The organism is Kribbella sp. VKM Ac-2566, assembly GCF_004366005.1.
In the GTDB taxonomy this organism is placed as follows: Bacteria; Actinomycetota; Actinomycetes; order Propionibacteriales; family Kribbellaceae; genus Kribbella; species Kribbella pratensis.
On sequence record NZ_SODT01000011.1, the window covers coordinates 605,857 to 632,370 of the forward strand.

Here is a 26,514-nt window from a genome sequence, read left to right on the forward strand (position 1 = left end):
CGAGGGGAGGGTAGGACGACCACCCCGAGGGGCGGGTACGACGACCACCCCCGAGGCGAGGGTACGACGACCACCCCCGAGGGGAGGGTACGACGACCACCCCAAGGGGAGGGTACGACGACCACCCCAAGGGGAGGGTACGACGACCACCCCAAGGGGAGGGTACGACGACCACCCCAAGGGGCGGGTACGACGACCACCCCCGAGGCGAGGGTACGACGACCACCCCGAGGCGAGGGTACGACGACCACCCGGGGCGGGGGGGTAGGACGACGACCCCGGGGGCGGGGGGGGTAGGACGACCACACTCAGGTGAGGTCCGGCGACGGCTACTGGGTTGGGTTGTCGCCGCCTGCTCCGGGGGGTCGTCGTCCTTACTTGGTGGGGTTGTCGCCGTCGTCGTCCTCGGGCTTCTCGGACGTCTCTTCGTTGAGGAAGTCGCTGATGTCGATGTCCGAGAGTTCGCCGGCGTGCTGGGCGAAGCCGATCGGGTCGTCCAGGTCGCTGGTGCTCGGCATCAGATCCGGGTGGGACCACAGGCTGTCCCGGCCGTCGACACCGCGGGCGTCGCGGACGGCGGCCCACAGGTTCGCGGCGTCACGCAGGCGGCGCGGCCGCAACTGGAGACCGACCAGGGTCGCGAACGTCTGCTCGGCGGGACCACCGGCAGCACGACGACGCCGTACCGTCTCGGCGAGCTGCACCGCAGCGGGCATCCGGTCCTTCGTCGCCTCCCGTACGACGTCATCGACCCAGCCCTCGACCAGGGCCAGCGTGGTCTCGAGCCGGACGAGCGCCGCCTTCTGCTGCGCCGAGTCCTCGGGCTCGAACAAGCCGCCGGCGAGCGCTTCCTGCATGGCTTCCGGGTTCTGCGGGTCGATGTCGGCCATTGCCCGCTCGATCTTCCCGGTGTCGACCTCGATCCCGGCCGCGTAGTCAGCGACCGCAGCCAGCAGATGCTGGCGCAGCCACGGCACCCCGGCGTACAGCCGCTGGTGCGCGACCTCACGCAGCGCGAGGTACAACCGGACGTCCTCGTCGGTCAGCCCGAGGCCGTCGGCGAACTTCGCCACGTTGTCCGGCAGCAGGATCGCCTGGCCGGTCGGGCCCAGCGGAAGCCCGATGTCGGACGAGCTGACGACCTCGCCGGCGAGCTCACCGAGCCCCTGTCCGACCTGAGCCCCGAAGACCGAACCGCCCAACTGCCGGAGCATCCCCGCCATCGGACCGGCGAACTGCTGCGCCTCGGCGGGCAGCGCGTTGCCCATCGCGCCCGCGACGTGCTCCGCGACGGGATCGACGATCGTCTGCCAGACCGGGAGCGTGTTCTCGACCCACTCGGCGCGGCTCCAGGCCGCGGAGGTCGCGGACACCTCGGGGAGGGTGGTCGCGTCGTCCAGCCAGTGCTCGGCGAGGCGGACCGCGTCCGCGACCCGATCGCTGTCGGTGGACGTCATCGACCGGTCGCCGGCGGTGGAGACGGTCTTGCGGGCGATGTCCTTGGCCAGGTCCCAGTTCACCGGCTTGCCGTCGGTGGACCCGCTCAGCATCTGCTGGACCTGGGCGAAGATCGCGTTCAGGTCCGGGGCGCCGCCCGCGCCGGCCGCACCGGAGAACTGCTGGAACATGGCCTCGAACGGCGTTCCCTTGAACGGGTTGTCCGGGTTGTCCGGTTCGTCGCTCATCGGAGGGCCTTCCTGTGCGGGTGGGGCGTACAACTCCAACGTACTGGTTCCGTCCATCAGTTCCTCGCTGGGTGAACGCACAACCGTCCCTGTTCGCCCCAGGCAGAGCCGAACTCCGGTCCCGGGAGGTAGGTGAGGAAGGCAACAGTCTCTCCCGGTGTACGCCGTACCACGCACCGCAGCCCGGTAAGCCGGGACGCGGAAAGGGAGGGGATGTGCTGGAGAGGGAGGGTGGGAGGGAGAATTGCGGTGCGGGGGATGGAATGGTGGGGATGCAATGCTGTGGGATGCAACGCTGTGGTGTGAGCGTGGGGACCTGGCCGGAATGAGGAACGGATGAGCGACGCGATCAGACTGCTGGAGATTCGCGACAGTGCGTTGTCCAGCGACGAGGTACTGGCGGCTGTCGCGGACCCGACGGCGGGCGGAACTGCGCTTTTCATCGGCACTGTGCGCAACCACGACCAGGACAAGCCGGTCGACCGTTTGAGCTACGAGGCGCATCCGGACGCGCTGGAGCACCTGCGAAAGGTTGCGCAGCGTATTTGTGACGACCCCGCGGTGACCGCCCTGGCCGCTGTGCACCGGACCGGGGACCTGGTGATCGGTGACGCCGCGGTGATCGTGGCGGTGGCGGCGTCGCACCGGGATGTGGCGTTCACCGCGTGCCGGCAGTTGATCGACGACCTCAAGGCCGAGGTCCCGATTTGGAAACACCAGCTCTTCACCGACGGTGGCAGCGAGTGGGTCGGCGCTCACTGACCCGTACGCTGGGCGCATGAAGGTGGCCGGATGAAGGTTTTGGCGTGGCTGGCGTTCCCGCTGGTCGCCACGCTGCTGGCGATGTGCTGGGCGGCGTGGCGCGGGTGGCGCAGCCGTGAGCGCCGCCGGTCCGGGGGCGCCTTCGCCTCGGTCGAGGACTTCCGCCGCTTCAACGCCGCGCTCGCCGCGCCAGGCCCACGGGCCACTCCGGAACGTCGCCGTGGCCTCGGTCGTCGTAACCATCAGCCGGTCTCTTCCGAGATCCGTAGCTCCGGCTCCAAGATCGCAGGGCAGGGTTCGTGACACGTCGTACCGCCACATTGGTCACCTCGATCGTCGTGCTTGTCGTCTCGCTGGGGCTGGTCACGGCGTTCCCGGTGCCGTTCGTCTCGTTCAGCCCCGGGCCGGTCAAGGACACCCTGGGATCGGCGAAGAACAAGCCGGTCGTCGAGATCACCGGCCACGAGACGTTCCCGACCACGGGCCAGCTCGACCTCACGACCGTCTCCGTGACCTCGCCCGACCGGCAGCTGACCCTGCCGCAGGCGATGCGGAACTGGCTCGACCCGCACCACGACCTGTTCCCGCGCGACATCATCTATCCGCCGGACCAGAGTGCCGACGAGGTCGAGCAGCAGAACACCGCGGAGATGACCGGCTCGCAGGACAGCGCGGTCGCCGCCGCGCTCCAGGCGGCGAAGGTTCCGTTCCACACGAAGGTCTCGACAGTCGCCGACAACTCGCCGGCGCAGGGCAAGCTGAAGCCGGGCGATATCGTGCTGGCCGTCGACGGCAAGACGGTGACGCAGGTCCCGCAGGTCGGCGAGTTCGTCCGTAGGCACAAGGTCGGCGACAACGTCGTGTTCCTGATCCGCCGCGGCACCGCCGAACAGACCGTCCAGCTGAAGACTGCCGCGACGCCCGGTGACGAGACCCGGCCGATGGTGGGGATCACGATCGGCGTCGACTCGCAGGTCAAGGTGACGGTCAACCTCGGTCAGGACATCGGCGGCCCCAGTGCGGGCACCGCGTTCGCGCTGGCCATCTACGACAAGCTGACCCCGGGCGCGCTGCTGAACGGGAAGCACGTCGCCGGAACCGGGACGATCGACGCGCTCGGCCAGGTCGGAGCGATCGGCGGCATCCAGCAGAAGATCGCCGGCGCCAGGAACGACGGCGCGACGGTGTTCCTGGTCCCGGCGCCGAACTGCGCGGCCGCACTGCACGCGGACGTGAAGGGCATCCAGCTGGTGAAGATCAGCACGCTGACCGACGCCATCAGCGCCCTGCAGGCGGTCTCGGACGGCAAGGGAGATGTCCCGTCGTGCAGCCAATGAGCGACAAGTACGTACCGGTGAGCCGAAGGGAAGATCTGCCGGCATGGATTCCGTAGGCACGCTGCCACCGGACGCGCTCAGCCGCGCGGTGGTCGAGATCGAGAAGCACGTGAGCAGCGCGGGCTGGGACCAGCCCGCGCAGTTGTTCGCGCTGGTTCCGACGGCGGATCTGCTTCGCGCCGAACCGAACCTTGCCGCCGAACTCGGCGCCGAGGACGCATCGCAACCGCTGACCCCGGTCGCCCAGGGCGAGCTTCCGGGCGGTGTCGAGGACGACCATCTCGCCGACACGCTGGGCCGGATCGAATGGCCGGACGGCGTCGCCGGATGCGCACTGGCGATCGAGCGGATCGTGCTGCCCGCGGCGGCCGAGTCCGGCCTGTCCAGCGTCGAGTCGGACGCCGAGCTGGCCCGGCTGGCCGGCAGCGATCCGCGCCGGCACGAGGTGCGGATGGTCGCGGCGGTGCTCCGGGAAGGAACCCGGTTCGGCGCCGTCCGGTTGCGCGCCCACGACGAGGACAGTGCAGTGCTCACCGGTGTCGACTTGGTCCCCACGCTGTGCGAAGTACTGTCTTTGACATTCGAACCTTCGGCCGGCATCCGGTCGGGCGAGGGTCCTGGGGTCGACGGCATGAGCGACGACGAGGAGAAGCGACCATGAGCGACGGCGTCTATGACATGCCGGAAGAGCCGCCGGCCCGCAGGACCCGGCGAACAGGCGGACGCCCGCGCGCTCTGCTGCCGACGATCGCGACGCTGATCGTCCTGCTCATCCTCTTCAGCGTCTTCACCGATGTCTGGACCCAGCGGCTCTGGTACCGATCGGTCGACCTCGGCTCGGTGTTCAGCACCGTGCTCGGCACCCGCGTGCTGCTGTTCGTGATCGTCGGTCTGCTGATGGCGGCCGCGGTCGTCGCGAACATCGTCGTCGCCTTCCGCACCCGTCCCCGGGTAGCGCTCGCTCCGTCGCCCAGCCCCGGTTTCGAGCGGTACGGCGATCTGCTGCAGCAGCACGGGAAGATCGCGGTCGGCGTCGTCGCGACCCTGATGCTGGTCTTCGGCGGCTCCGCAGCGTCGGGGGAGTGGAAGGTCTTCCTGGCCTGGCGGAACCGGACCCCCTTCGGCGTCACCGACAAGCACTTCAACAAGGACATCGCGTTCTTCGTCTTCGACTACCCGTGGCTGCGCGTGCTGCTCGGCTTCGGCTACTCGATCGTCCTGCTGTCGCTGGTCGCCGCGATCATCACGCATTACCTGTACGGCGGCTTCCGCCCGTCCGCCAAGGGCCAGAAGGCCTCCGGTGCGGCGCAGGTGCAGTTCTCGGTGCTGCTCGGCCTGCTTGTTCTGCTCAAGGCCTTCAGCTACTGGCTGGACCGGTTCGGTCTCACGACCTCGGACGCCAAGCTGTTCACGGGTGTCTCCTACACCGGCGACCACGCCGTCCTGCCGAGCAAGGAGATCCTGGCCGTTATCGCGGTCCTGTGTGCGATCTTGTTCTTCGCCAACGTGGTCCGCCGGACCTGGCTGCTTCCCGGCGTGGGAACAGTCGTGCTGATCCTGTCGGCGATCCTCCTCGGTGCGCTCTGGCCGGCCGCTCTCCAGCAGTTGCGGGTGCGACCGAGCGAGCCGGTGAAGGAAGCGCCGTACATCAAGAAGAACATCGACGCCACCCGCCAGGCGTATGGACTCGAGGACACCGCGGTCACCGAGTACAACGCGAAAACCACCGCGAAGCCGGAGGAGCTGACGGCCGATGCCGAGGTCCTGCCGGGTATCCGGCTGATCGACCCGACCGTGATCGGCCCGACTTTCGAGCAGCTCCAGCAGGTCCGCGGCTTCTACTCGTTCCCGACCGATCTCGACGTCGACCGGTACAAGATCAAGGGCAAGGTCAACGACACGGTCCTCGCGGTCCGCGAGGTCCAGGTCGACCGGCTGCCGGCCGGGCAGCGCAACTGGAACAACGACCACACCGTCTACACCCACGGCTACGGAGTGGTGGCCGCGAACGGCAACCAGTCGCAGGGCGGTACTCCGGTGTGGACCGAGAAGGACCTGCCACCGACCGGCGATCTCGGCAAGTACGAGCCGCGGATCTACTTCGGCGAGCAGTCGCCGGACTACTCGATCGTCGGCGCCCCCGCGGGCGGCCAGAAGGTCGAGCTCGACACGCCGGAAGGACAGAAAGGCGGCGACCCGACGCTGAACACCTATGAGGGCAAGGGCGGCGTCCCGATCGGCTCGTTCGGCAACCGGTTGCTGTATGCAACAAAGTTCCGGGACGCGAACATTCTGCTCTCCAGCCGGGTGAACCCGGAGTCGAAGATCCTTTACGACCGCACTCCGCGCGAGCGTGTCGAGAAGGCGGCGCCGTGGCTGACACCGGACGGCGACCCGTACCCGGCGATCGTCGACGGCCAGGTGGTCTGGATCGTCGACGGTTACACCACCTCGGACAACTACCCGTACTCCGAGAAGGTCGACCTGGACGTGAGCACCCGCGACACCACCACCGGGCGCGGGACGATCGCACAGCAGCCGAGCGAGAAGATCAACTACATCCGCAACTCGGTCAAGGCAGTCGTCAACGCCTATGACGGATCCGTCGAGCTGTATGCCTGGGACGAGAAGGACCCGGTGCTGAAGACCTGGATGAAGGCATTCCCCGGCACGGTCAAGCCGCGCTCGGACATCTCGCCGGCTCTGATGTCGCACCTGCGCTACCCCGAGGACATGTTCAAGGTGCAGCGCGATCTGCTCGCGAAGTACCACGTCCAGGACGCCGGCACCTGGTACCAGAACAGCGACCTGTGGCGGGTGCCGGACGACCCGACCGCGGTCTCCTCCGGTGGTGACTCGGCGACGCATATCAGCCAGCCTCCCTTCTATCTCTCGTTGCGGATGCCCGATCAGACCGAGCCGAAGTTCTCGCTGACGTCGGTGTACGTACCGAACGGCGAACGGGAGAACCTGACGGCGTTCGTGGCCGTCGATGCCGAGGCCACCTCGCCGGACTACGGCAAGTTCCGGGTCCTGCGATTGCCGGGGAACCTGCAGATACCTGGTCCGGGGCAGGTGTACAACAAGTTCCAGACCGACGAAGGCATCAGACAGGCATTGCTGCCGATCAACCAGCCGAACAGCGGAGCAAGAGCGCAGTACGGCAACCTGCTGACGCTGCCGCTCGGCGGTGGTCTGCTCTACGTCCAGCCGGTCTACTCCGTCCGGACCAGCGGGCAGGGTAGTTATCCCGTCCTGCGGTACGTCCTGGTGTCCTTCGGCGACGGCGTCGCCTACGGCGGGACGCTGCAGGAAGCCCTCACGAAGGTCTTCAAGACCAGCGTCGACACCGGTGAGCTACCTCCAGGAACGCAGAAACCGCCCACTACGCAGCAGCCGAACCAGACGGTCAAGCAGGCCATCGCCGACGCACAGGCCGCATGGACCCGGGCGCAGACAGCCCTCAAGAACGGCGACCTCGCCGGCTACCAGACGAACCTCAACCAGATGAAGGCCGCGCTCGACCGCGCCGCCGCCGGTGCAGCAGAGACGCCTGCCCCGACACCATCGGCGACGCCGTCCGCGAATCCGTCGAACCCACCGGCGTCGACGACACCGACAAGTCCACCGACCTCACCGGCAGGCTGAGCCCGCAGGCTGGTTCCGGGGCGGCGACACCGACATCAGTCGGCGTCGCCGCCTCGTTCGTTTCGCCCGCCCGCTCGCCTGCCGGCTCGCGCGGCTGGTTGCCTACGGCATCAGGTCGTCGGCTCCGGGTGGAACCCGGCCGCTGTATCGAGCACGTCCTCGTCGGTGAAGCGCTCGTGATCGATCGTGACCTCGGCCGCGACGCCAGGCTCGATGAAGTAGAAGACCTCGTTGCCGGCGAACAGACCGTCGTACCCGCCGACCTTGACCGGTTCGAGCTGCCAGTCGCCCGGCTCCTTCTCCTCGTACTCGACCAGGAAGTCCTTCACTGCCTCGAGATCGGTGAGTTTCTCGCCGCGGAGGGTCTTCACGGTCAGATCGACCTTGAACGCTCCCTCCGGATCCGGTCCGGTCTCCCAGACCCGGCTGTGGAAGGACACGTCCTCCCACTCGTACTCGAAGTCGCTCGGCGTGCCGAGGCCGTCGGGAAGGTTCTCGATCACGAAGCCGTCCAAGGTGCCAGCCTTCTGCTCGGTCGATGGATGATCCGCGGAGTACGTCGACGACGGGGTGAAAACTGTTGCTGAGGCAGGGACTGTCGTCGAGAGCCCGAGTGCGGCCAGGAAGACCGCGCCTCCGATCACGATACGGCGGGCGGACGGCACGGCTCGGGAACGAAGCGATGAACGCGACATGGCTGCCTCCTGGAAACGGCGGCGTCCCGCCTGCTGCGAGACGCCCTTCGTGACCAAGAAGGTGCAGTGATCGTCCCTCGCCTGAACCGGCGAGTTCGGATCTGTGGACAACCTCGCGGTCAGTGCCCGATCAGCCGATGCAACCGGTGGAACGTCTGCCGGAACCCGAGCCGCGGCCACGCCCGCGACGACAACAGGTTCGTCACTCGCCAGTCGGTCACGACCGAGGAGTACCCGGTCTCCGCCGACCACTGTAGCACGGCCTCACCCAGCGCCCGCCCCGCGCCGAGTCCACGAGCCGACGGCAGCACGGCCGCGAACCCGAGGAAACCGGCGTTGTCCGGTTTCGCGAGCCCACTGTGCGCACTCGACTTGTTCAGCGAGCAGCCGACCGACGAGCCGATGACCTCACCGTTGTACGAGGCAACGAAGGTCGCGTAGTCGTGATCGTCGATCGATTCCTCCCAGTCCGCGACCGCTTCCTCCAGAGTCGGCAGCTCGCCGGACGAGAACACCGGCGACAACCCCTGATGCCGGGGCAGTTCCAGGTCGAGTTCCGCGAGTACAGGGATGTCCGCACGCACGGCACGGCGTACGACCAGATCCGATGGCGGCGAGAGGGGCGAGTCAGGCACAGGTCGTACGGCGTGCGCATGCTGCGAACCGAACGCGAGCCGGAACCAGGCGTCGATCAGCGCGGGGTCGTCGGGCACCAGGACGTAGTGCGCGATGCGGCCGTCGTCGACCCACTTCGCAGCAGCTGCGCCGTACAGGTCGCGAATGTGTTCTGGCTCACGTACGGCGTGACCGGCGGCCTCGACCCAGATGTTCGGACCCCAGACTGGCGACTGCTTCGGAGCAGCGAGCAGATAGCCGGTGATCTCGCCGCCTTCGACCATCACCGCGCCGGACGCGCCCTCGGTCTCCCAGGCGGCCGTCACTTCGACCAGCGCCACCTGCTCGTCCTCGTAGTCAGCGGGAAGCAGTGGGTGACGCTTGCGATGCGCCTGATGCCGCTCAGCGAGCAGACCCGCCGCGGCCGGCAGATCCGTCTCCTCGAACGGACGAACGACGTGTCGGGACATACTCGGACGGTACGCCGCCGACCCGCCGGCAGACACGGGTTTTCGGCGCACCGGGAACCGATTTGGTTGCTCGGCCCAGATCCTCTAAACTAAAGACACAACGACGCGGGGTGGAGCAGCTCGGTAGCTCGCTGGGCTCATAACCCAGAGGTCGCAGGTTCAAATCCTGCCCCCGCTACTTGGGAAAGGCCCTCTGATCAGGAAACTGGTCAGAGGGCCTTCGTCATTCGCGCCGATCTGGGCGATCGCGGTATAAACGGAGGCGTCGCCGAGCTCGGGGAGCCGTGCCGGCGACAGGTCGAGCAGGCGATCCGCCGCCATTGTCTGCCTGGCCCGGGCGGGCAGGTCGAGGTCCTGCGCGGCCGGCTGGGTTCGCTGGCTGCCGGCGTGCTCGGTGCAGCCGCCCTCCTTGCCGCGCCCCTCGATGCGATCGGAGCAGGATGACGATCAACGCCGTCAACGACGTGCTGGAGCGGATCCGGGGTGGACTGGTTGTCTCCTGCCAGGCACGGGGCTCGGATCCGTTGCGCGACTCCCGGGTCATCGCCGCCGTGTCGGCGAGTACGGTGCAGGGTGGTGCGGTCGGACTCCGGCTGGAGGGGCCGGCCGACATCCGCGCTGTCCGCCCGCTGGTCGACGTACCGATCATCGGGCTCTGGAAGGTCGACCTCGAGCCCAGCGACGTCTACATCACGCCGACTGTGCAGCACGCCGAGGAGGTCGTGGCCGCCGGGGCAACCATCGTCGCGCTGGACGGGACGGCGCGACCTCGTCCGGACGGCAACCCACTGATCCGCAGCATCGAGGCAATCCATGAAGCCGGAGCTCTGGTGATGGCCGACGTGTCGACGCTCGCGGAGGGCGAAGCGGCCGAAGCGCTCGGCGCCGACGTGGTCTCCACAACCCTGTCCGGCTACACACCGGACAGCCCACAGGTGGAAGCCCCGGACCTTACCCTGGTCGGTGAACTGGCCAGGCGCGTGCAGATCCCGGTTGTCGCCGAAGGCCGATACCGCACTCCCTTCCAAGCAACGCAAGCCCTGTCCGCCGGTGCCTGGGCAGTTGTCGTCGGCACCGCAATCACTGCGCCCGGCTGGATCACCAGCCAGTTCGTTCGCCGCCTGCAGCAGGTCGAAGACCAGAGTTAGCGGCCGCGGTGCTGCTGACGCGTAGCGCGATCGACCCCGAGGCACTGACCGAGGACTGCGGCGTCTCAGCTATACGGCTCAGCGGTAGGCGGAGGCTTGGAGGTTGAAGAGTTCGGCGTAGAGGCCGTTCCTGTGGAGCAGTTCTTCGTGGGAGCCGTGTTCTGCGATCGTCCCGCGCTGGAGAACGATGATGCTGTCGGCCATGCGCACTGTGGAGAATCTGTGGGAGACCAGGACAGTAATGGAGCCGGCGCGCTCTCGGAGATGATGTGCACCCTGGGTCCACGCTTCGAAGAGGCGGTGCTCGGTTTCGGGGTCCAGGGCTGCTGAGGGCTCGTCGAGGAGCAGTAAGGCAGGAGCTGGGCGCATCATTGCTCTGGCGATGGCGAGCTTCTGCCATTGGCCTCCGGACAAGTCGACCCCGGCCGGCCAGCCTGAGCCGAGCTGTGTGTCGAGCCCGCGGGGCAGGGCGGACAGTACGTCGGTGGCTGCGGCGCGTTCGAGCGCGTCAAGGACCAACAGGTCGGTGTCAGCGTTTTCGATGTCTCCGAGCGCAACGGTTTCGCGCACCAGAAACTCGAAGCGGGCGTGATCTTGGAACGCAGCAGAGACTCTGTGCTGCCATCGGGTGAGGTCGACCGAGCCTAGATCCTCCCCGTCGATAGTGATGGTGCCGTTGGTCGCGCTGTAGAGGCCCGCAAGGAGTTTGACCAGAGTCGACTTGCCGGCGCCGTTCTCGCCGACGATGGCAATTGTCGAGCCGGCGGGCAGGTCCACATCAATCTTCTCGAGGGCGGGCTGTGCTGCGCCGTCGTACTGGTAGGAAACGTTGCGCAGCGAGATGCCGTGCTCAAGCCGCTGCGGCACAGGACGATGGCCCCGAGCCGCGTGGCCGAAGAGGTCCTGCAGGCGGACGAAACGGTCGGCGGCGACCAGACTTCGGATTGTGAGCTGTAGAACCTCACTGGAACCGCTGACCAGCCCTAGCACCTGACCGGCCAGCACCGCGATCAGCGCGGCTTCGCCGATGGTTGCCTCGCCAATGGTGACTTGCCGCACCACAAGGGCGATGGAAGCGATGTATCCGGCGATGAAGACCAGTCGTCCGGCGAGACTCCAGCCGGCGGCCTGGAGCTGGGCTCGTCCATGAAGGCGTCGAATCTGGTGGTGGGCCCGCTGAAACCTGCGCAGCATCTCCGCTTGCAACCTGAACAGGCGGACCTCCTTCGCGCCGCCGGGCGTGGCCGTCAGCTCGACGAGATGCTCAGCAAGCCTGGCGGGTTCGGCTGCGCGCCGGCCACTGTCGCGGAAGATGCGGCTTGTCTTGAAGCTGACGAGCAGCGACGGCACCGCGAACAACGGCAGAGCGAGGAGGAGTGGATCGACAAGCACCATGAGGACCGCGGTCGTGACGATCTGCACGGTGACGGCGCAGAGTTCGACCATCCTCGGCAGGACCTGACTGAGCTGATGGCCCTCTCGTTGGAACGCATGCAGCTCGTTCAGGTGGTGGGGGTTCTCGTGGAGTTCCAGCGTTGGCGCGGCGCTGACCAGGTTGAGGATCTGCGCGTTCATCAGGTACCGGGTGTGATCGCGGAGCCGAGACTGGGCACGCTGTCCGCCGTAGGCCACAGCGACACTGGCGGCAATCGAGACGACGCCTCCGACAGCGCCGACCCCCAGGGGAAGTGGACTGCCGGTGTGGATGCCATCCACGATGAACTTCAGCCACAGACCGTAGAACGACTGCGTGATCGCCCCAAGCCCGGCCAGGACGAACGCGAGCACCGCCGCTGCGCGATCTGCTTGCCAAGCTAGGCGCAGCATCGTTGTGATGACGCGCCGTCGGCTGGTACGACGGGAGTTCTCAGTCATCGATGTCCTCCTCGGCGTTGGAACTGAACCGCATCGCTTGCTTGCGGAACATGCGTGCGTAGGTTCCGTCGGCCGCGAGGAGCTGTTCATGACTGCCGTCTTCGGTGACCTGTCCGCCGTCAAGCACGATGATCCGGCTGGAGCGGCGGATCGTGGAGAAGCGATGGCTGATCACGACGCTGGTCAAGCCGGACGTGAGATCGAGGAACCTGTCGTAGACGTCCGCCTCGGCGCGTCCGTCGAGTTGCGCGGTTGGTTCGTCGAGAACGAGAACGTGCGCGCCACATTGAACCGCCATGAGTGATCTGGCGAGGGCTATCCGCTGCCACTGTCCACCCGACAGGTCGACTCCACTCTCGAGCCGGGCAGAAAGCGTCGTGTCCAGACCATGCGGGAGCGCGTCGAGGATGGCATCCGCGCCGGCTCGTACGGCGGAGCGCTCGATTTCCCCGTCGATCGTTGGCTGTGCCAACTGCTCGACTGCGCCGAGGCCGATGTTGTCCCGCGCGGACATCTCGTAGTGGACGAAGTCCTGGAAGATCGCCGCCACGGACTTCCGCCACGATTCCTGATCGAGCTCACGAAGATCGGTTCCGTCGATGAGGATCCGGCCACTCTGCGGTACTTCGAGCCCCGTGAGCAGCTTGGTCAACGTTGTCTTGCCTGCTCCGTTCAGGCCGACGATGCCAAGCGACGTACCCGCCCGGATCTCGAGGTTCAGCCGATCGAAGATGACTCTGCCGGACTCGGGATATCCGAAGGTCACCTCCTCGAACACGATCGATTCCGTCGGACGTCCTGACGCACTGGCAGTGCCAGGGTGTGTCGTGGCGTGGTGGGAAACGAGGTGTTCCAGCTCAAGAACGACCGGGACGCGACTAGCGCCGTACTCGATGAGATCGTCACCGGACTGATCGGCGAGAAGGCTCATGCCGAGCATGCCTTGGAGCAGCAGTACGACAGAGCCGACGCCGAGGTCTGACCGTGTGGCCAGGGCGATGACGGCGGCATTGACCACAGCGACGAGGGCTAGGAGCACGGTCAGCGGGCGCTGTCCGACTTTGCGGGCCTTGGCCAGCTCCGCGAGTATGCGAGCCGTTTGGCGACCGTACCGATCCGATAACCAGCCGGTGAGACCGAAGATGCGGACCTCTTTGGCCCACTCCTGACGCAAGCCGATCCGATGCGTGTAGCTAGCGGCGTGTACGGCGTCTTCCCAGGTGAACTGATCCGAGCGACGCATGTTCGCCTGCAGCCTGTTGCCGACCAGGATCCAGACCAGGCCCAGGATTGCGGCGGCCGGGGTGGAGACGGTGGCCACCAGCACAGCGGCCGCGAAACCCTGGGCTTGCAGGGGCCACTTCATGCTCAAGCCGTCGACCAGGTCCCCGGGTTCGAGGCCCGCGATGCGCACGGCACGGTCAGTCTTGGCGGCCAGGTCGGGCCGCTCGAAGATGTCCAAGGTGCCTGCGCCGAGAGCGGCCCGGATCACGCGACCGATCAAGTGTTCCTCGTACCGCCGGTACAGCGCCCAGCGCACCACCTCGTAGGCGGCGCGCGTTATCTCCTGAGCTGCCAGCACAAGCGCGATGCCGGCGAGTGCCGAAACGAGGTCGGCTGCCGCGGGTGAGTTCGGGCCTGACCGGGCGGCAGCGGGAAGGACTGTGATCAGGTGTGCGACCAGCGCCACGAAGATCGCCGGCCAGATGGCGGTGAGGACGATGCACCCGATCAGCAAGGCGAACCAGTGTGGGAATGCGCGAGCCAGTACGACGACCGCGAGCACACGCGGCGACCGGAACAGCCGATGCCGTGAATAGTTACCCTGGGTGCACTGCAGGAATGTGACAGCTGCTACCCGCCGTGTCAAACCCTGTTCGGCGAAGCCGCGCGGCGAAGAGCGAGGCGTTAACTGGGAACAGGCGCCGGGGACTGGGGACAGGACATAGCCTGTTCGCAGGCTCCAGCGGGTGTCCCCAGTCCCTCGGATAGGTTGATCGGTGAGCTAGGCGGTCGGCCCGTACTCGGCTCGCACGGGATTGCTTAGGGTTGCGGTGCGTTCGCGGGCGACCTTGGTGAAGCCGAAGCGGGTGTACCAGGGGACGAGTTCGTCTGAGGTGCCGAGGCCTGCTTGGGTACAGCCCGTGGCGGCTGCGTGGTCCAGGGCGGCTGCTACTACCGCTGATGCTGCGCCTCGGCCGCGTTCCTCTTGGGGTGTGGCGACTGACCAGAGGTTGGCTGTGTCTCCGGCAGTGATGACGGTTGCTGACGCCACGAGGGTGTCGCCGTCGAAGGCTCCGACGATGTCGGCGGCGCCCGTGCCGTGGAAGAAGCCGGTGAGACCGTCTGGGTCGCCGTACACGCCTCCGACCATGCGGAGTAGTCGGGCTCGTTCCTCAGAAGTGCTGATGATTACGGTGGTGAACTCTGAGGGTGATGACGGCGGGCGGTTGGCGAGATCGCAGAGCATCAAGGGCGCGGTGTTGGTGGACGTCGGGTGGCGTTCGTCGAGTGCTGCCGCGAGATCCGGGCGATCGAGGACGCGGAGGGAGAGGTCGCAGCCGTCCTGAGGGGTCGGTGAGCCCAGGGCCAGGCGAATCGACCGGGTCATTGCCTCGCTCGACGGCGCACTCAGGAACAGTTGATGCGCGATCTTGCCGGGCCGACCGGTCCACCAGAAGCAGTCGGCGTCGCCGTGCTGTTCCCAGGTGAATACCCCGTCGGCCGACGGCAGCTCCGCCAACCGGCGCCAGCCGATCACCGCGGCATCCCAGACAACCTGTCCGTTCATCCTGAAGCCCCTTCGTGAGAGAGCGTCAGGATATTCCGGACGTCCCGCGCCTTTTAGATCAGCAGACGGACGGTTAGGCCGAGGTGGTCACTGGGGTGGCTGTCGTCGAGGTGGGCGGATTCGACCGTCAGCTTCGGACCGGAGAGTAGAACGAAGTCGATGCAGTGCGGGGGCCTGTCCGGAGGGAGATAGGCCTGGTGGAAGGTCGGTGGGCAGTCGTCGCCGAAGGCGTCGGTCAGGCGGGAGTTGCCGAGGAAGTCGCGGTACAGCGAGCTGTCGCGGGCGATGTTGAAGTCGCCGGTGAGGACCGCCGGCTCTTCAACGGTTCCGGCGTACTGCGCCAGCGTCGTCAACTGGGTCTGTTGGAGCCCGTGGTAGCGGCTTGTTGGAGACCAGTCCCCGTCGCGGTTGGCCGAGAGGTGGGTGTTGAGGATTGTGATGCCCGGGAGGCCTGTGCGCAGCATGCCCTGGAGCGATGCGGTCAGGCGAGTCATGCGTGGCAAGGCTCTGATTTCAGCGACCGGAGGAGTCGGGAAACGCTTGTAGGTGTTGCCTGTGACGGGGTGGCGCGAGAACGTCACCAGGCCCCCTGCCGGGCCGGCCGCAGATGGGCGGAAGCTGGCGCGGTACGACGGCATCGACGTGCGCAATAGGCGCAGGTGGTAGTAGGTGAACACCTCCTGCAGGTTGACCACGTCTGTGTCGGACGTCTCGAAGGCCTTGGCGATCGCGGTGTAACGGGAGCGTAGGTCGGAGCTGAAGAGTGGGACGCCGCGGGTGTTGAGGGAAGCGACTGTCAAACGAGTCACTTGACGGCGAGTTCGCCGAGTTCGGACCAGGTGTTTTGGGGGAGTTTGAAGTTGACGATGCGGGGGGTTTCGACCAGGTGGGGTGGGAGGTGTTGCTGGGCGGCCTTGAAGTGGTCGGAGGTGACGTGGTGGGTGGCGGCGTCGTCGTCGGCGAAGGCTTCTACGAGGACGTACTCGTTCACGTCGTCGACGGAGCGAGACCAGTCGAACCACAGGCAGCCAGGTTCGGCGCGGGTTGCGGTGGTGAAGTCGGCGGTGATGGTCGGCCAGTTGTCGGCGTGCTCGGGCTTCACGCGGAACTTCGCGGTGATGAAGATCATGAGGACAAACCTAGCCGTCACCGCAGCGACGGCGGTCGCAATCTGAGATCAGCGAAGGGTGAACCCGGTGCCGAGGGCGTCGCGTGGATCCAGGGTGAACGTCGCCGTGCCGGTCCGGTAGGCGGTGCCCGTGATTTCGGTGATGACGCCCTCCGGGGTCTCCTCGACGACACGGCCGAGGAACGTCGTACCGACGATGGAGTCGTGGCGCAGGACCTCACCCGTGCGCAGGCGTCCTTCGTTGTACAGCAGGGCCAGGCGTGCTGACGTACCTGAGCCGCAGGGGGAGCGGTCGGCCTCACCGTCGGCGAACACCGCAAGGTTGCGCTGGTGCGCCGGCCCGAGATCGTCGTACAGGATTGTTCCGTAGAGACCGCTCAAGCGAGGATCGTGAGGATGTACGGCGACCGCGTCCAAGGCCCACTTGATCTCGCGGCCGATCGCGATCAGGTCCGCGTAACACGCCGGCGTCACCGACAGACCGACTGACGAGGCGAGGACGGACGCGTAGAACGCCCCGCCGTAGCTGATGTCCGCCAACACCTCCCCGCGCGCCGTCGGCACCTGCACGCCACGGCTCAGCACGTACGACGGAACGTTGCGGAAGGCAACGCTCACCACCGAACCACCGGCGCAACTGACCCGCGCGACCACCCGCCCCGACGGTACGTCGATGACAACATCCGTCTCGCCATCAGCAGCCACCTGGACCAGACCGCTTTCGACCGCCCAGGTCGCGAGCGCGATCGTCCCGTGCCCGCACGCGGTCGAGTACCCGTCCTTGTGCCAGAACACCACGCCGAAGTCGGCGCCGTCGTCATCCCCCGGTACGACGAACCCGCCGTACATGTCCGCATGACCACGCGGCTCGTTCACCAGCAACCGCCGTACGGCGTCGATCGCCTCGGACGACTGCGCCACGACCCGGCGGTCCGCCACGGAGGTTCCCGGGATCTCGACCGAGGTCACGATCCGGAACGGCTCCCCGGCCGTGTGATAGTCCACAACACTGACGTCGTCCACGCATCCCACCCTAAACAGACAAAACCGCCGGCCGCCCCGATAGCACGGGGCAGGCGGCGGTTCGAGCGGCCTGAACGGATTCGGGTCAGGCGGCTTGCAGTACGCGGTTCCGGGCGGCCCAGACGGCTCGGCGCAGTTTGGCCTTGTCCGGGTAGCCGGCCTCGCGGCCGACCAGGTAGACGTCGTGGTTGCTCATCTTGACCATGCCTGCCACGTACCAGACCGGGCTCCCCTCGGCCAGCATGGTGACGATCATGTTCCGGACGTCGGTGGTGATGTTCATTCTGACCCTCTCCTTTGGTCGCTCTTACTGATACGTCGGACCAGAGGGGCCGGATTCGACACGACCTCGAAAGAAAAATCGGGAAAACAAAGCGCCCCGATCGATGACCGGGGCGCTCGTCCGTGTGGGTCCCGGGGGGAGTGGGACCACCACACGTTGGGGGGGACCTTGACGTTAACTCGACCAAGGGGTCACGCTCAGCAGTTTTCGCCGAACGGCATCAGAAGCGCGTTCAGCGGTTCGACCGTCTCCGATACAGCGAAGTCGCCAGTACGACTGAGAACAGGAGTAGACCACAACACCAGGCGAGTGCGACCCGGCCGTTGCTCTCCATCGGCGTTCCGATCAGCAGGCTGCGGACGGTCTCGATCACCGGTGTGATCGGCTGGTGCTCGCTGATCGGCCGCAACCACGACGGCATCGACTCCGGCTGCACGAACGCGCTGCTCAGGTACGGCAGGAACAGCATGAAGAAGCTGAGCGTGCTGGCCGACTCCACCGACTTCGCGATCACGCCGAGCCCCGCCGCGAGCCAGGACAGCGCGACGACGTACAGCAACAGCAGACCGATCGCTGCCAGCCAGTCGACGGCCCCGCCCTCGGGGCGGAACCCCATGGCGAGCGAGGCGAGGATGACGATCGCCGTCGACGTCGCGTTGCGCGCGACGCTTGCGACCACATGCCCGGTCAGTACGGCGAAGCTGTGGATGGGCAGCGAGCGCAGGCGGTCGATCATCCCGCTGTGCATGTCGTCAGCGACCACCATCGCCGTCGACGAGGCGCCGTACCCGGTGGTGAGCAGCAGGATCCCCGGTACGACGTAGTTCACGTACTCCGTCCCCGTGTTGATCGCGCCGCCGAACACGTAGACGAACAGTGCCATCATCAGCAACGGCAGCAGCAGCGACACGAACAACGTGTCGACGTTGCGCCGCGCCAGCCGCACACTGCGGTCGATCATGGTCACTGCGTCCGAGCAGGCGGCGATGACTCCCTGGTGTGACATCAGCAACCTCTCAGGCGGTCAGTGCTAGGAACACGTCATCGAGGGTGGGCCGGTGGGACGAGACCCGCTCCGGCGTCAGCCCGTTGTCACGCAGTACGTCGAGGACCTGGTGCAGGTGCGCCGCCGTACCGTCCGACGGAACGTTCAGCACCAGCTGGTCGACCACACCGCTCAGTACGCCGGCCGCTTTCAGCAGCTGCACCTCGTCGGTGAAGCGCAGCTCGATCCGTTCGCCACCTATCTGGGTCTTCAACGCGTCCGCAGTACCACTGGCCACGATGCGTCCCTGGTCGAGCAGCACGATCCGGTCGGCCAGCCGGTCGGCTTCCTCCAGGTACTGCGTGGTGAGCAGGATCGTCGTACCGTCGCGGACCAGCTCGACGATCGCGTCCCACATGGCCGAACGGCTGGCCGGATCGAGCCCCGTCGTCGGCTCGTCCAGGAAGATCACCCGCGGTCGCGCGATCAGGCTCATCGCCAGGTCGAGCTTGCGCCGCATGCCGCCGGAGTACGTCTTCACCCGCCGGTCCATCGCGTCGGTGAGCCCGAACTGCTCGAGCAGCTCACCGGTTCGCCGCTGCGCAGTACGCCGGCCGAGGTGCATCAACCGGCCGACCATCACCAGGTTCTCCCGCCCGGTCTGGTTCTCGTCGACCGCGGCGTACTGCCCGGTCAGGCTGATCACGCCGCGGACCTGGGCCGCTTCGCGGAGTACGTCGTACCCCGCGATGGTCGCCGTACCGGAATCCGGGCGGGTCAGCGTGGTCAGGATCCGCACCGTGGTGGTCTTGCCGGCGCCGTTCGGGCCCAGCAACGCGAGCACCGACCCCTCCGCGACGCTCAGGTGGACCCCGGTCAGTACGTCGGTCGCGCCGTACGACTTCCGCAAGCCGGTCGCCTCGACGATCATCGCCCCTCCTTACTGCGTATCGAATACGCTAAATAGCGTAGCAGGTACGCAGTATGGGCCGGCAAGCCCTAAACTGACCCGGTGGAGAACAACGAGCTGCCGGCCGACGTCGCGCTGATGTGGCGACTGCGGGAGACGCCGCGGCGCGGGCCGAAACCGTCGCTGACGCTCGACGACATCGTCGCGGCGGCGATCGCGATCGCCGACGAGGACGGCGATCTCGGCGCCGTCTCGATGGCGCGGGTCGCGGAGCGGCTCGGCAATTCCACGATGGCGCTCTACCGGCACGTGAAGAGCAAGGACGACCTGTTCGTCCTCATGTCCGACGCCGCTCTCGAACGTCCCGAACCGCTGCCCGATGGCGTCGACTGGCGCACCGGTCTGACGTTCTGGGCGAACGGCGTCCTGACCGCGATCCGTAAGCACAGGTGGTACGCGAAGGTCCCGATCTCAGGTCCGCCGGCGGGGCCGAACAACCTGGCCTGGTTCGACCTTGCACTCAGCGCGCTCGAGGACACGGGGTTGGCGGAGGAGGCGAAAGTCGGCGTGGTGATGGGCCTGATCACCTACGTCCAGGGAGAGGTGCGGGTCGCGTTCGATCTCGCCGCGGGCTTCGACGAGAATCCGGCGGCCTTCCAGCAGTACGGCGCGATACTCGCGCGGGTCGTGGATCCGCGGGTGTACCCGTCGGTGGCGAAGGTGATCGCCGCGGGTGTCTTCGCGATGGACACCAGCTTCGAGGAGGACAGCGACGCCGACTTCGCTTTCGGTCTGCAGCTCTACCTCGACGGGGTCGCCGCGTTCATCGACCGGGTCGGCGTCAAGGGTGGATGATCGTGTCCGCCGCCGGGGCGCTGGCGGCGATCAGCTGCGCGTTGCGTTCGTCCGACCCGTAGGTGCGTTCGTGTGCCTCCTCGGGTGATCTCCCGAAGAGGCGGTGCCGGGCTTCCAGCCGTTCGTGGCGCAGGTCCTCGGGTACTTCGACGTACCAGCACTGGTCGAGCAGATCGCGGACCGTCGACCAGGGCGGCTCGTCCAGCAGCAGGTAGTTGCCTTCCGTCAGGACGAGCGTGACCTCGGCCGCGACGCCGATGCTCGCCGCGATCGAGTCCTCGATGCTGCGGTCGAAGCGCGGCGCCCAGATCTGCTCGTCGGGTGATTCCTTCAACCGCTTGAGGAGCGCGACGAAGCCGTAGCCGTCGAAGGTGCGCGGTGCGCCCTTCACATCGGCCAGTCCTTCAGCTTCCAGAACCGATTGGGCGAGGTGGTAGCCGTCCATCGGTACGAGCGCGACCTTGTGTCCGTCGGCAGTCAGCTTCGCGGCGAGTTGCTCGGCGTACGTCGACTTGCCCGCCGCCGGCGCCCCGGTGATCCCCAGAATCTGCCGCCGCCCCCGCGTCGCCAGTTCGACGGCACGGTCATAGGCGGCGGCTGGGTCCAAGATCTGCACGTCCAGGATCCTAAGCGAGGTAGCCGTCCGGGCGGATCAGGATCTCGTCGCCCGGCTGGGCGTGGTAGATCGCGAACGCTTCGGGTGAGGTGATGTCGACTGCGTGCGGGTGGGGCGACGCCGTGGTGGGGGCGAACCGCAGCAGGGTCTCGTGCGGACCGCGGAGGAGCTCGAACAGACGCACTTTGTTGCCCTCGGCATCTGTGAGTGGAGCGTCGGGGGCGCGGTCCCCGGAGACCAGGGGCCGGGTGTCTGCCGGGTCGCGGTACGTGATGTCCAGCTGGCGGGTGTTCTCGCCGCGCTCCAGTGCCGACTCGTCGCCGTCGACGTGCTTCTGCATCAGGTCCTGACTGATACCGAGCACCCGCGCGGCGTTCGTGCGGCGTTCGGTCTCGTACGTCGCCAGTACCTCTTCACGTCCGTCGGCCAGCTTCCAGCCGAGGTTGTACGCGTCCTGGACGCCGGTGTTCAGCCCCTGACCGCCGGTCGGCGGGTGCACGTGGGCGGCATCGCCGGCGATGAAGACCCGGCCGACCCGGAACTTCGCGGCGAGCCGCACGTTCGGACGCCACACCGTCGACCAGGTGAGGTCGCGGAGCTTCGCCGTACCCGGGCCGGCGAACTTGTCGACCAGCTCCTGCAGTGCTTCGAGCGAAGTGTCCGCGTCCTCGCCGTCGAGTGGAGCGCCGAACTGGAACTGATCGCCGCCGGACAGCGGAGTCATCGCGATGCCGGACATCGGATTGTCCGCGGCGCCGAACCAGTAGCCCACCTCGTGGTCGAGTCCGTCGGCCGCGACGTCCCCGAGCAGCATGCGGATCGACTCGTCGGTCGTCCCTTCGAAGGGGACGCCCAGGTGCTTGCGGACGAAACTTCTCCCGCCGTCAGCCCCGACCAGGTAGTCGACGGCCAGCGTCTCGCCGGTCGACAGTTCGGCGGTCACCGCATCCGCGGTCTGGGTGAAGCCGACGATCGCGGTCGCCAGTTCGACGCCCACGCCGTACTCCGCGAGCTTGTCGCGCAGGATCTTCTCGGTGCGGGACTGGCTGAGCATGTGGCCGTTCGGATACGGGATGTCAGGTGTGGGCTCGACCGGGTCGGCCATCCGGCGCTCGTCGACGAGCCGGCCGCCGACATAGATCTTCATCAGCGGGACCTGGCGGCCATGCTGCAGTACCTCGTCCAGTACGCCGAGGTCCTCGAACACCTCGAGGGTCCGCGGCTGCAGGCCGTCGCCGCGCGATCCGTTGAAGAACTCGGTCGCCTTGTCGATCACCCGGACCGCGATGCCGCGCCGGGCCAGCTCGATACCGAGGGTCAAGCCGGTCGGTCCGGCACCCGCGATCAGGACGTTCATGGTGGTCTCCTTGGCTGAATCATGATTCACTGAATTCAGATTCAGTTTGTCCGGGACTAGGGTTCGCTGTCAAGGAGGTACTCGTGACGGACACGGTGAGCCGCCGGCAGCGGGCGGCCGGGACCGAGCTGGCGCTGAAGCAGGCCGCGCGCGACGTCTTCGCCGAGCGCGGGTACCTGAACACGAAGATCACCGACATCACCGCGGCCGCGGGCCGCGCGACGGGATCGTTCTACAACCACTTCGCGAGCAAGGAAGAGCTGCTCGAGGCGCTGCTTCGCGACATGCTCGCGGCAGCGGACGAGGCGGTCGTCGACGACGCCGGGCACGACGCCGACTTCAGTAAACGGTCGGCGATCCGCTGGCATGTCGCGGCGTTCTGGCGGTTCTACCAGGCGCATCTGCCGGAGATGATCGCGGTGAAGCAGGCCGCGATGGCGGACCCGGAGCTGGGGCGGCGGCTGCAGCAGATCATGGCTGACGACGACCAGCACATGGTCGAGCACTTCGCACACCTGCCGAACCCGCCGGCCGATCCGCTGGTCACGATCTCCGCCATGAACGCGCTGATGGAGGGCTTCGCCTACACCTGGCTCGTCGTCAACCCGTCCAACGGCCGAACGATCTCCGACGACGACGCAATCGACACCCTCACCAACCTCCTGCACCACGGGCTGGCGGGGTAGAGGCGGACGCCCACGCCATCACAATCGAGCGGTCGTCAGCCTCGTCCGGCGTGGAGCTGGCAGCTCGATGCGATTGTGATGGCCTGGAGATGCGGACCTGAGCCACTCACCAAGGTCGTCCGATCGGGTGTTCGCCCGCAGGCCGACGCGTGACAACGGCCCTCAGGCGAGGCTTGATGAGTGGCGCAGATCCGCACACCGAACGGGCGGTCCGCCAGCTGTGGCGATCCGCCGGCTGCTAGTCCTCGGGCGGAGGTGGTTCCTCGGCGCCTTCGCGTTCGTCGCGCTCGGCCCACTCCATCAACGTGGCGAGCGAGTAGACGTTGTCGTCGATGGTCGCGTGCAGATCGCCCAGTTCGGCGTAGCGGGCGGGGACGGTGGCGATCGTGAAGTCCTTCGGGTTCACGTCGTCGATCTCGTCCCAGCGGATCGGGGTCGAGACCGTGCCTTCCGGGTTGCCGCGGACCGAGTAGGCGGCCGCGATCGTGTGGTCGCGGGCGTTCTGGTTGAAATCCACGAAGACCAATCGAGGGTCGCGATCCTTGCGCCACCACGTCGTCGTCACATCCTCGGGCGCACGCCGCTCCACCTCACGTGCGAACGCCAGCGCGGCCCGCCGTACGTCGGAGAAGCCGTACGCCGGCTCGACCCGGACGTAGATGTGGATGCCCGATCCGCCGGAGGTCTTCGGGTAGCCGACCGCACCGAGCTCGTCGAGTATTTCGTGGACGGTGTGCGCGACCCGACGTACCCGGTCGAACGGGCAGTCGGGCATCGGGTCGAGGTCGATCCGCCACTCGTCGGGCTTCTCGGTGTCGGCGCGCCGCGAGTTCCACGGATGGAACTCGACCGTCGACATCTGCACCGCCCAGGCGACGTGGGCGACCTCGGTGACGCACAGCTCATCCGCGGTCCGGTTGTACCGCGGGAACTTCACCCGCACGGTCTCCATCCACGGCGGCGCTCCGTGCGGCAGCCGCTTCTGATGCACCTTCTCGCCCGCGACACCCTCCGGGAACCGGTGCAACATGCAGGGCCGCTCCCGCAGCGCGTTGACGATGCCGTCCCCGACGGACAGGTAGTACTTCACCAGATCCAGCTTGGTCTCCCCGCGCGCAGGAAAGTACACCCGCTCCGGATTGGAGATCCGAACGGTCCGCTCACCCACCTCCAGCTCGATCGCCGGAGACTTCGCCTTGGACTGGGCCATGACGCCAACCTAACCGGCGCCGGGGACAAACGGCATCAGGCCAGGCGGGTGAGCCAGCCGCGGGTGTCGGGGGTGCGGCCGTACTGGAGGTCGAGGAGGGTGGTGCGGATCTTGGCGGTGACCGGACCCACGCCGTGGTTGACGGTGTGGTCGCCGATGGTGAGGTCGCCGTCGGGCCAGGCGAGGCGGCCGATGGGCGTGATGACGGCGGCGGTGCCGGAGGCGAAGACCTCGGTGATCTCCCCGGAGCGGATGCCGTCCTTGCATTCGTCGGCGGAGATGCGGCGCTCTTCGACCGGGTGGCCCAGGTCGGCGGCGAGCTCGAGCACGGACGCGCGGGTGACGCCTTCGAGGATCGAGCCGTTCAGCTCGGGTGTCGCGATCCGGCCGTCGGCGTACACGAAGAACATGTTCATGCTGCCGATCTCCTCGAGCCACTTGTGCTCGACCGCGTCGACGAACGCGACCTGTTCGCAGCCGTTCGCAACCGCCTCGGCCAGGCCGGCGAGGCTGGACGCGTAGTTGCCGCCGCACTTGGCCGCTCCGGTCCCACCGGGCGTCGCACGGATGGTGGAGGTCGTGAGCCAGATGGACACCGGCTTGGGGCCGGTGTCGAAGTACGGGCCGGCGGGGGAGGCGATCACGCCGAACAGCACCTCGTGCGCGGGCCTGACGCTCAGCGCGGCCTCGGTGGCGATCATGTACGGGCGGAGATACAGGCTGGTCTCGCCGTCCTCGGCCGACGGCACCCACGCCTCGTCAACGGTCACCAGTGCACGCAGGGCCGCGACGAACTCGTCCTCCGGCACCTGCGGCAACGCAAGCCGCTCCGCACTCGCGGTGAACCGAGCGGCGTTCCGGTCGGGCCGGAAGGCCCACACCGAGCCGTCGGCGTGCCGGTACGCCTTCAGGCCCTCGAAGATCTCCTGCGAGTAGTGGAAGACAGCGGCCGCCGGGCTGAGTGACAGCGGTGCGTACGCCGTGACCTTCGAGTCGTGCCAGCCGCGGTCCACCGACCAGTTCGCAACGACCATGTGGTCCGTGAACGACTGTCCGAAGGCCGGATCGGCAAGCACGGCCGCCCGAGCCTCCGCACTGGCCGGATCGCTGCGCAGTTCGACCGCGAAGTCCCACGCATCTGCCACTACCGTTGCCCGCTGTTCACCTGTCACTCGCCGCACGCTACCCCTGCTCTCACCTCCAGCTCGACCCGCCGCCCACACTCCGGCCACTCCGGTACGCCGATCGCGCCAGCAGTCGCCTTAGCTCGGCTGCACCGGGCTCTGCTTGTACGACGTGCAGCACTCGATCGGCAGCGTCGTACACCAAGTAGTCGTGCCACTCGTCCGGCAGCTCGACCAGGACCCGGAGTGCCGTGGCCAGGCCGGCTGCGACCTCGCCCGCGACCACTAGGCACTCGGCCAGGCACAGGTCGAGTTGTGCACGCTCGCCGGTCCAGCTCTCCGGGCAGAGCTCCCTGGCGCGCTCCAGCAGGACACAGCCGGGCACGCCGTACCCCAGCAGGGTGCAGACCCGTCCTTCGGCCCAGTGCAACTGGTACGGCTGGGCCTGTGGAGTGGTGCGCAGGAGCTCGTCGCCGATACCGATCAGCTCCTGCAATGCGCGCTGCGCGTCCTGGGTGCGTCCGAGCTCGGCGAGGACGAGCGCCCGCGCTGTCCGCGGCACGCAGCCTGCCGCGCCCGGCGCCTGCAGGTCCAGCGCAACCGACTCGTCCGCGAGCTCGAGCAGCTGTGCCAACGGGCGTCGCTCGGCCAGACCGGTAATTGCTTCCTTGGCGCGTACCAGCGCCGGCAGCGGGCCCTCGCCGACGCTGTCCGCGGCCGCGCGTGCGGCCCACCACCAGCGCCTGGCAGTGCTTCGCTCACCCAGCCTGGCGAGGGTCTCGGCGATCAGCATGCTCAGCTCGGCTGCCTCTACTCCATCAGCGCCGTGCAGCTGCCTCACCAGCTCCGGTAGCAGGCAGGCCGGTGGAACACTGCGGTAGTCGTCGGGCACCGGTCCGCCGGCATCGAGCGTCGCGACCAGCCCTCGCCACGCCGTCTCCAACGGGTCGGCCTCCGGCCGGAGCTGACCTGCGCGGGCGGGCCTTCGCTCGAAGGTGGCAGCCAGGCGGCCGTCAGTGCCGAGCTCCCGGTCGCAGAGCCGGGCCAAGTCCGCAGAGCCGGGCCGCTGCCCGCGCTCCACCTGCGACAGATAGCTGTGGTCGTACCCGACCCGTGCTGCGAGTTGGCGCAGGCTCAGCCCGGCCGCCTGCCTGCACTGCCGCAGCAACGGGCCGAACGATGTCCCAATCGATGTCTCGGTCACAGGACCACCCCGTTCGCGCTTCGAGCTCATGTGGTGCGTGCCGGACAAGCTACAAGCCCTCGCCGACAAAAACCGTGGAAAACAAGGGCATGTGGGCTGTGGGCTG

At 67.4% G+C, this 26,514-nt stretch carries 25 protein-coding genes and 1 tRNA gene; 9 read left to right on the forward strand and 17 right to left on the reverse strand.

The annotated features are described in order from the left end of the window. Positions 1–374: 374 nt before the first annotated feature. Positions 375–1,685: a zinc-dependent metalloprotease gene (locus tag EV647_RS25705; RefSeq protein WP_134007087.1), complete on the reverse strand. Its 1,311-nt coding sequence runs from the start codon at positions 1,683–1,685 to the stop codon at positions 375–377. Positions 1,686–2,021: 336 nt separating this feature from the next. On the opposite strand from EV647_RS25705, the gene EV647_RS25710 reads away from it, so the two are divergent. The 5 genes from EV647_RS25710 to EV647_RS25730 are packed head-to-tail and all read left to right on the forward strand — an operon-like array spanning position 2,022 to position 7,432. Beyond that, on the forward strand, positions 2,022–2,447 hold the full coding sequence (locus EV647_RS25710) for a molybdenum cofactor biosynthesis protein MoaE (protein ID WP_134007089.1): 426 nt from the start codon (positions 2,022–2,024) through the stop codon (positions 2,445–2,447). Positions 2,448–2,477: 30 nt separating this feature from the next. After that, positions 2,478–2,750, forward strand: a complete 273-nt coding sequence (locus EV647_RS25715) for a hypothetical protein (RefSeq protein ID WP_238175546.1) — start codon at positions 2,478–2,480, stop codon at positions 2,748–2,750. Continuing rightward, the gene (locus EV647_RS25720; protein ID WP_134007091.1) at positions 2,747–3,784 is read left to right on the forward strand and encodes a PDZ domain-containing protein; all 1,038 of its coding nucleotides are present in this window, start codon (positions 2,747–2,749) and stop codon (positions 3,782–3,784) included. The genes EV647_RS25715 and EV647_RS25720 overlap by 4 nt, the downstream gene beginning before the upstream one ends. Before the next feature lie 43 nt (positions 3,785–3,827). Then, entirely contained in the window at positions 3,828–4,445 is a 618-nt protein-coding gene (locus tag EV647_RS25725) for a PPA1309 family protein (RefSeq protein WP_202871150.1), read from the forward strand. Further along, positions 4,442–7,432, forward strand: coding sequence for a UPF0182 family protein (locus EV647_RS25730; protein WP_134007093.1), 2,991 nt, complete (start codon positions 4,442–4,444; stop codon positions 7,430–7,432). Before EV647_RS25725 ends, EV647_RS25730 begins: the two co-directional genes overlap by 4 nt. A 110-nt stretch (positions 7,433–7,542) precedes the next feature. Here the strand turns inward: EV647_RS25730 and EV647_RS25735 are convergent, their stop codons facing one another. Both EV647_RS25735 and EV647_RS25740 read right to left on the reverse strand, forming a co-directional pair. Continuing rightward, positions 7,543–8,127, reverse strand: a complete 585-nt coding sequence (locus tag EV647_RS25735; RefSeq protein ID WP_134007095.1) for a hypothetical protein — start codon at positions 8,125–8,127, stop codon at positions 7,543–7,545. Between the two features lie 119 nt (positions 8,128–8,246). Next, positions 8,247–9,212 carry a GNAT family N-acetyltransferase gene (locus tag EV647_RS25740; protein WP_166680433.1) on the reverse strand — a complete coding sequence of 322 codons (966 nt, stop codon included), beginning with the start codon at positions 9,210–9,212 and terminating at the stop codon, positions 8,247–8,249. 104 nt (positions 9,213–9,316) lie between these two features. On the opposite strand from EV647_RS25740, the gene EV647_RS25745 reads away from it, so the two are divergent. Both EV647_RS25745 and EV647_RS25750 read left to right on the forward strand, forming a co-directional pair. Next, positions 9,317–9,390, forward strand: a tRNA-Met gene (locus EV647_RS25745). A gap of 262 nt (positions 9,391–9,652) precedes the next feature. Beyond that, entirely contained in the window at positions 9,653–10,360 is a 708-nt protein-coding gene (locus EV647_RS25750; protein WP_134007097.1) for an N-acetylmannosamine-6-phosphate 2-epimerase, read from the forward strand. Positions 10,361–10,438: 78 nt separating this feature from the next. On the opposite strand, the gene EV647_RS25755 is transcribed toward EV647_RS25750, so the two are convergent. The 9 genes from EV647_RS25755 to EV647_RS25795 all read right to left on the reverse strand — a co-directional run bounded on the left by EV647_RS25755 (position 10,439) and on the right by EV647_RS25795 (position 19,377). After that, positions 10,439–12,235, reverse strand: a complete 1,797-nt coding sequence (locus EV647_RS25755) for an ABC transporter ATP-binding protein (protein ID WP_134007099.1) — start codon at positions 12,233–12,235, stop codon at positions 10,439–10,441. Further along, complete coding sequence (locus tag EV647_RS25760) at positions 12,228–14,021, reverse strand: ABC transporter ATP-binding protein (protein ID WP_238177387.1); 1,794 nt, start codon at positions 14,019–14,021, stop codon at positions 12,228–12,230. The genes EV647_RS25755 and EV647_RS25760 overlap by 8 nt, the downstream gene beginning before the upstream one ends. A 219-nt stretch (positions 14,022–14,240) precedes the next feature. Then, positions 14,241–15,026, reverse strand: a complete 786-nt coding sequence (locus EV647_RS25765) for a GNAT family N-acetyltransferase (RefSeq protein ID WP_134007101.1) — start codon at positions 15,024–15,026, stop codon at positions 14,241–14,243. A 53-nt stretch (positions 15,027–15,079) separates the two neighbouring features. Next, positions 15,080–15,835, reverse strand: a complete 756-nt coding sequence (locus EV647_RS25770; protein ID WP_134007103.1) for an endonuclease/exonuclease/phosphatase family protein — start codon at positions 15,833–15,835, stop codon at positions 15,080–15,082. After that, positions 15,832–16,155 carry a putative quinol monooxygenase gene (locus tag EV647_RS25775; protein ID WP_134007105.1) on the reverse strand — a complete coding sequence of 108 codons (324 nt, stop codon included), beginning with the start codon at positions 16,153–16,155 and terminating at the stop codon, positions 15,832–15,834. Before EV647_RS25775 ends, EV647_RS25770 begins: the two co-directional genes overlap by 4 nt. A gap of 48 nt (positions 16,156–16,203) precedes the next feature. Continuing rightward, positions 16,204–17,178: a proline racemase family protein gene (locus EV647_RS25780; RefSeq protein WP_134007107.1), complete on the reverse strand. Its 975-nt coding sequence runs from the start codon at positions 17,176–17,178 to the stop codon at positions 16,204–16,206. A gap of 85 nt (positions 17,179–17,263) precedes the next feature. Further along, a complete protein-coding gene (locus EV647_RS25785) occupies positions 17,264–17,461 on the reverse strand; it encodes a hypothetical protein (protein ID WP_134007109.1) in 198 nt (65 codons plus the stop codon). Between the two features lie 232 nt (positions 17,462–17,693). Beyond that, a complete protein-coding gene (locus EV647_RS25790; RefSeq protein WP_134007111.1) occupies positions 17,694–18,467 on the reverse strand; it encodes an ABC transporter permease in 774 nt (257 codons plus the stop codon). A 10-nt stretch (positions 18,468–18,477) separates the two neighbouring features. After that, positions 18,478–19,377: an ATP-binding cassette domain-containing protein gene (locus EV647_RS25795; RefSeq protein WP_134007113.1), complete on the reverse strand. Its 900-nt coding sequence runs from the start codon at positions 19,375–19,377 to the stop codon at positions 18,478–18,480. A gap of 81 nt (positions 19,378–19,458) precedes the next feature. Here EV647_RS25795 and EV647_RS25800 point away from each other — a divergent pair, with 81 nt between their 5' ends. Continuing rightward, positions 19,459–20,211: a TetR/AcrR family transcriptional regulator gene (locus tag EV647_RS25800; protein WP_238177389.1), complete on the forward strand. Its 753-nt coding sequence runs from the start codon at positions 19,459–19,461 to the stop codon at positions 20,209–20,211. On the opposite strand, the gene EV647_RS25805 is transcribed toward EV647_RS25800, so the two are convergent. Then, positions 20,198–20,827 carry a nucleoside/nucleotide kinase family protein gene (locus EV647_RS25805; protein ID WP_134007115.1) on the reverse strand — a complete coding sequence of 210 codons (630 nt, stop codon included), beginning with the start codon at positions 20,825–20,827 and terminating at the stop codon, positions 20,198–20,200. The genes EV647_RS25800 and EV647_RS25805 overlap by 14 nt on opposite strands. Before the next feature lie 10 nt (positions 20,828–20,837). After that, positions 20,838–22,184, reverse strand: coding sequence for an FAD-dependent monooxygenase (locus EV647_RS25810; RefSeq protein WP_134007117.1), 1,347 nt, complete (start codon positions 22,182–22,184; stop codon positions 20,838–20,840). Positions 22,185–22,267: 83 nt separating this feature from the next. On the opposite strand from EV647_RS25810, the gene EV647_RS25815 reads away from it, so the two are divergent. Then, positions 22,268–22,870 (forward strand): TetR/AcrR family transcriptional regulator, encoded by a 603-nt coding sequence (locus EV647_RS25815; RefSeq protein ID WP_202876311.1) that lies wholly within the window; start codon positions 22,268–22,270, stop codon positions 22,868–22,870. A 238-nt stretch (positions 22,871–23,108) separates the two neighbouring features. Here EV647_RS25815 and ligD read toward each other — a convergent pair whose 3' ends face one another. The 3 genes from ligD to EV647_RS25830 are packed head-to-tail and all read right to left on the reverse strand — an operon-like array spanning position 23,109 to position 26,408. Beyond that, on the reverse strand, positions 23,109–24,080 hold the full coding sequence (gene ligD / locus EV647_RS25820) for a non-homologous end-joining DNA ligase (protein ID WP_134007119.1): 972 nt from the start codon (positions 24,078–24,080) through the stop codon (positions 23,109–23,111). Between the two features lie 35 nt (positions 24,081–24,115). Further along, positions 24,116–25,261 (reverse strand): branched-chain amino acid aminotransferase, encoded by a 1,146-nt coding sequence (locus tag EV647_RS25825; RefSeq protein WP_134007121.1) that lies wholly within the window; start codon positions 25,259–25,261, stop codon positions 24,116–24,118. Between the two features lie 13 nt (positions 25,262–25,274). Further along, positions 25,275–26,408, reverse strand: coding sequence for a helix-turn-helix domain-containing protein (locus EV647_RS25830; RefSeq protein ID WP_238177390.1), 1,134 nt, complete (start codon positions 26,406–26,408; stop codon positions 25,275–25,277). Between the last annotated feature and the right edge of the window lie 106 nt (positions 26,409–26,514).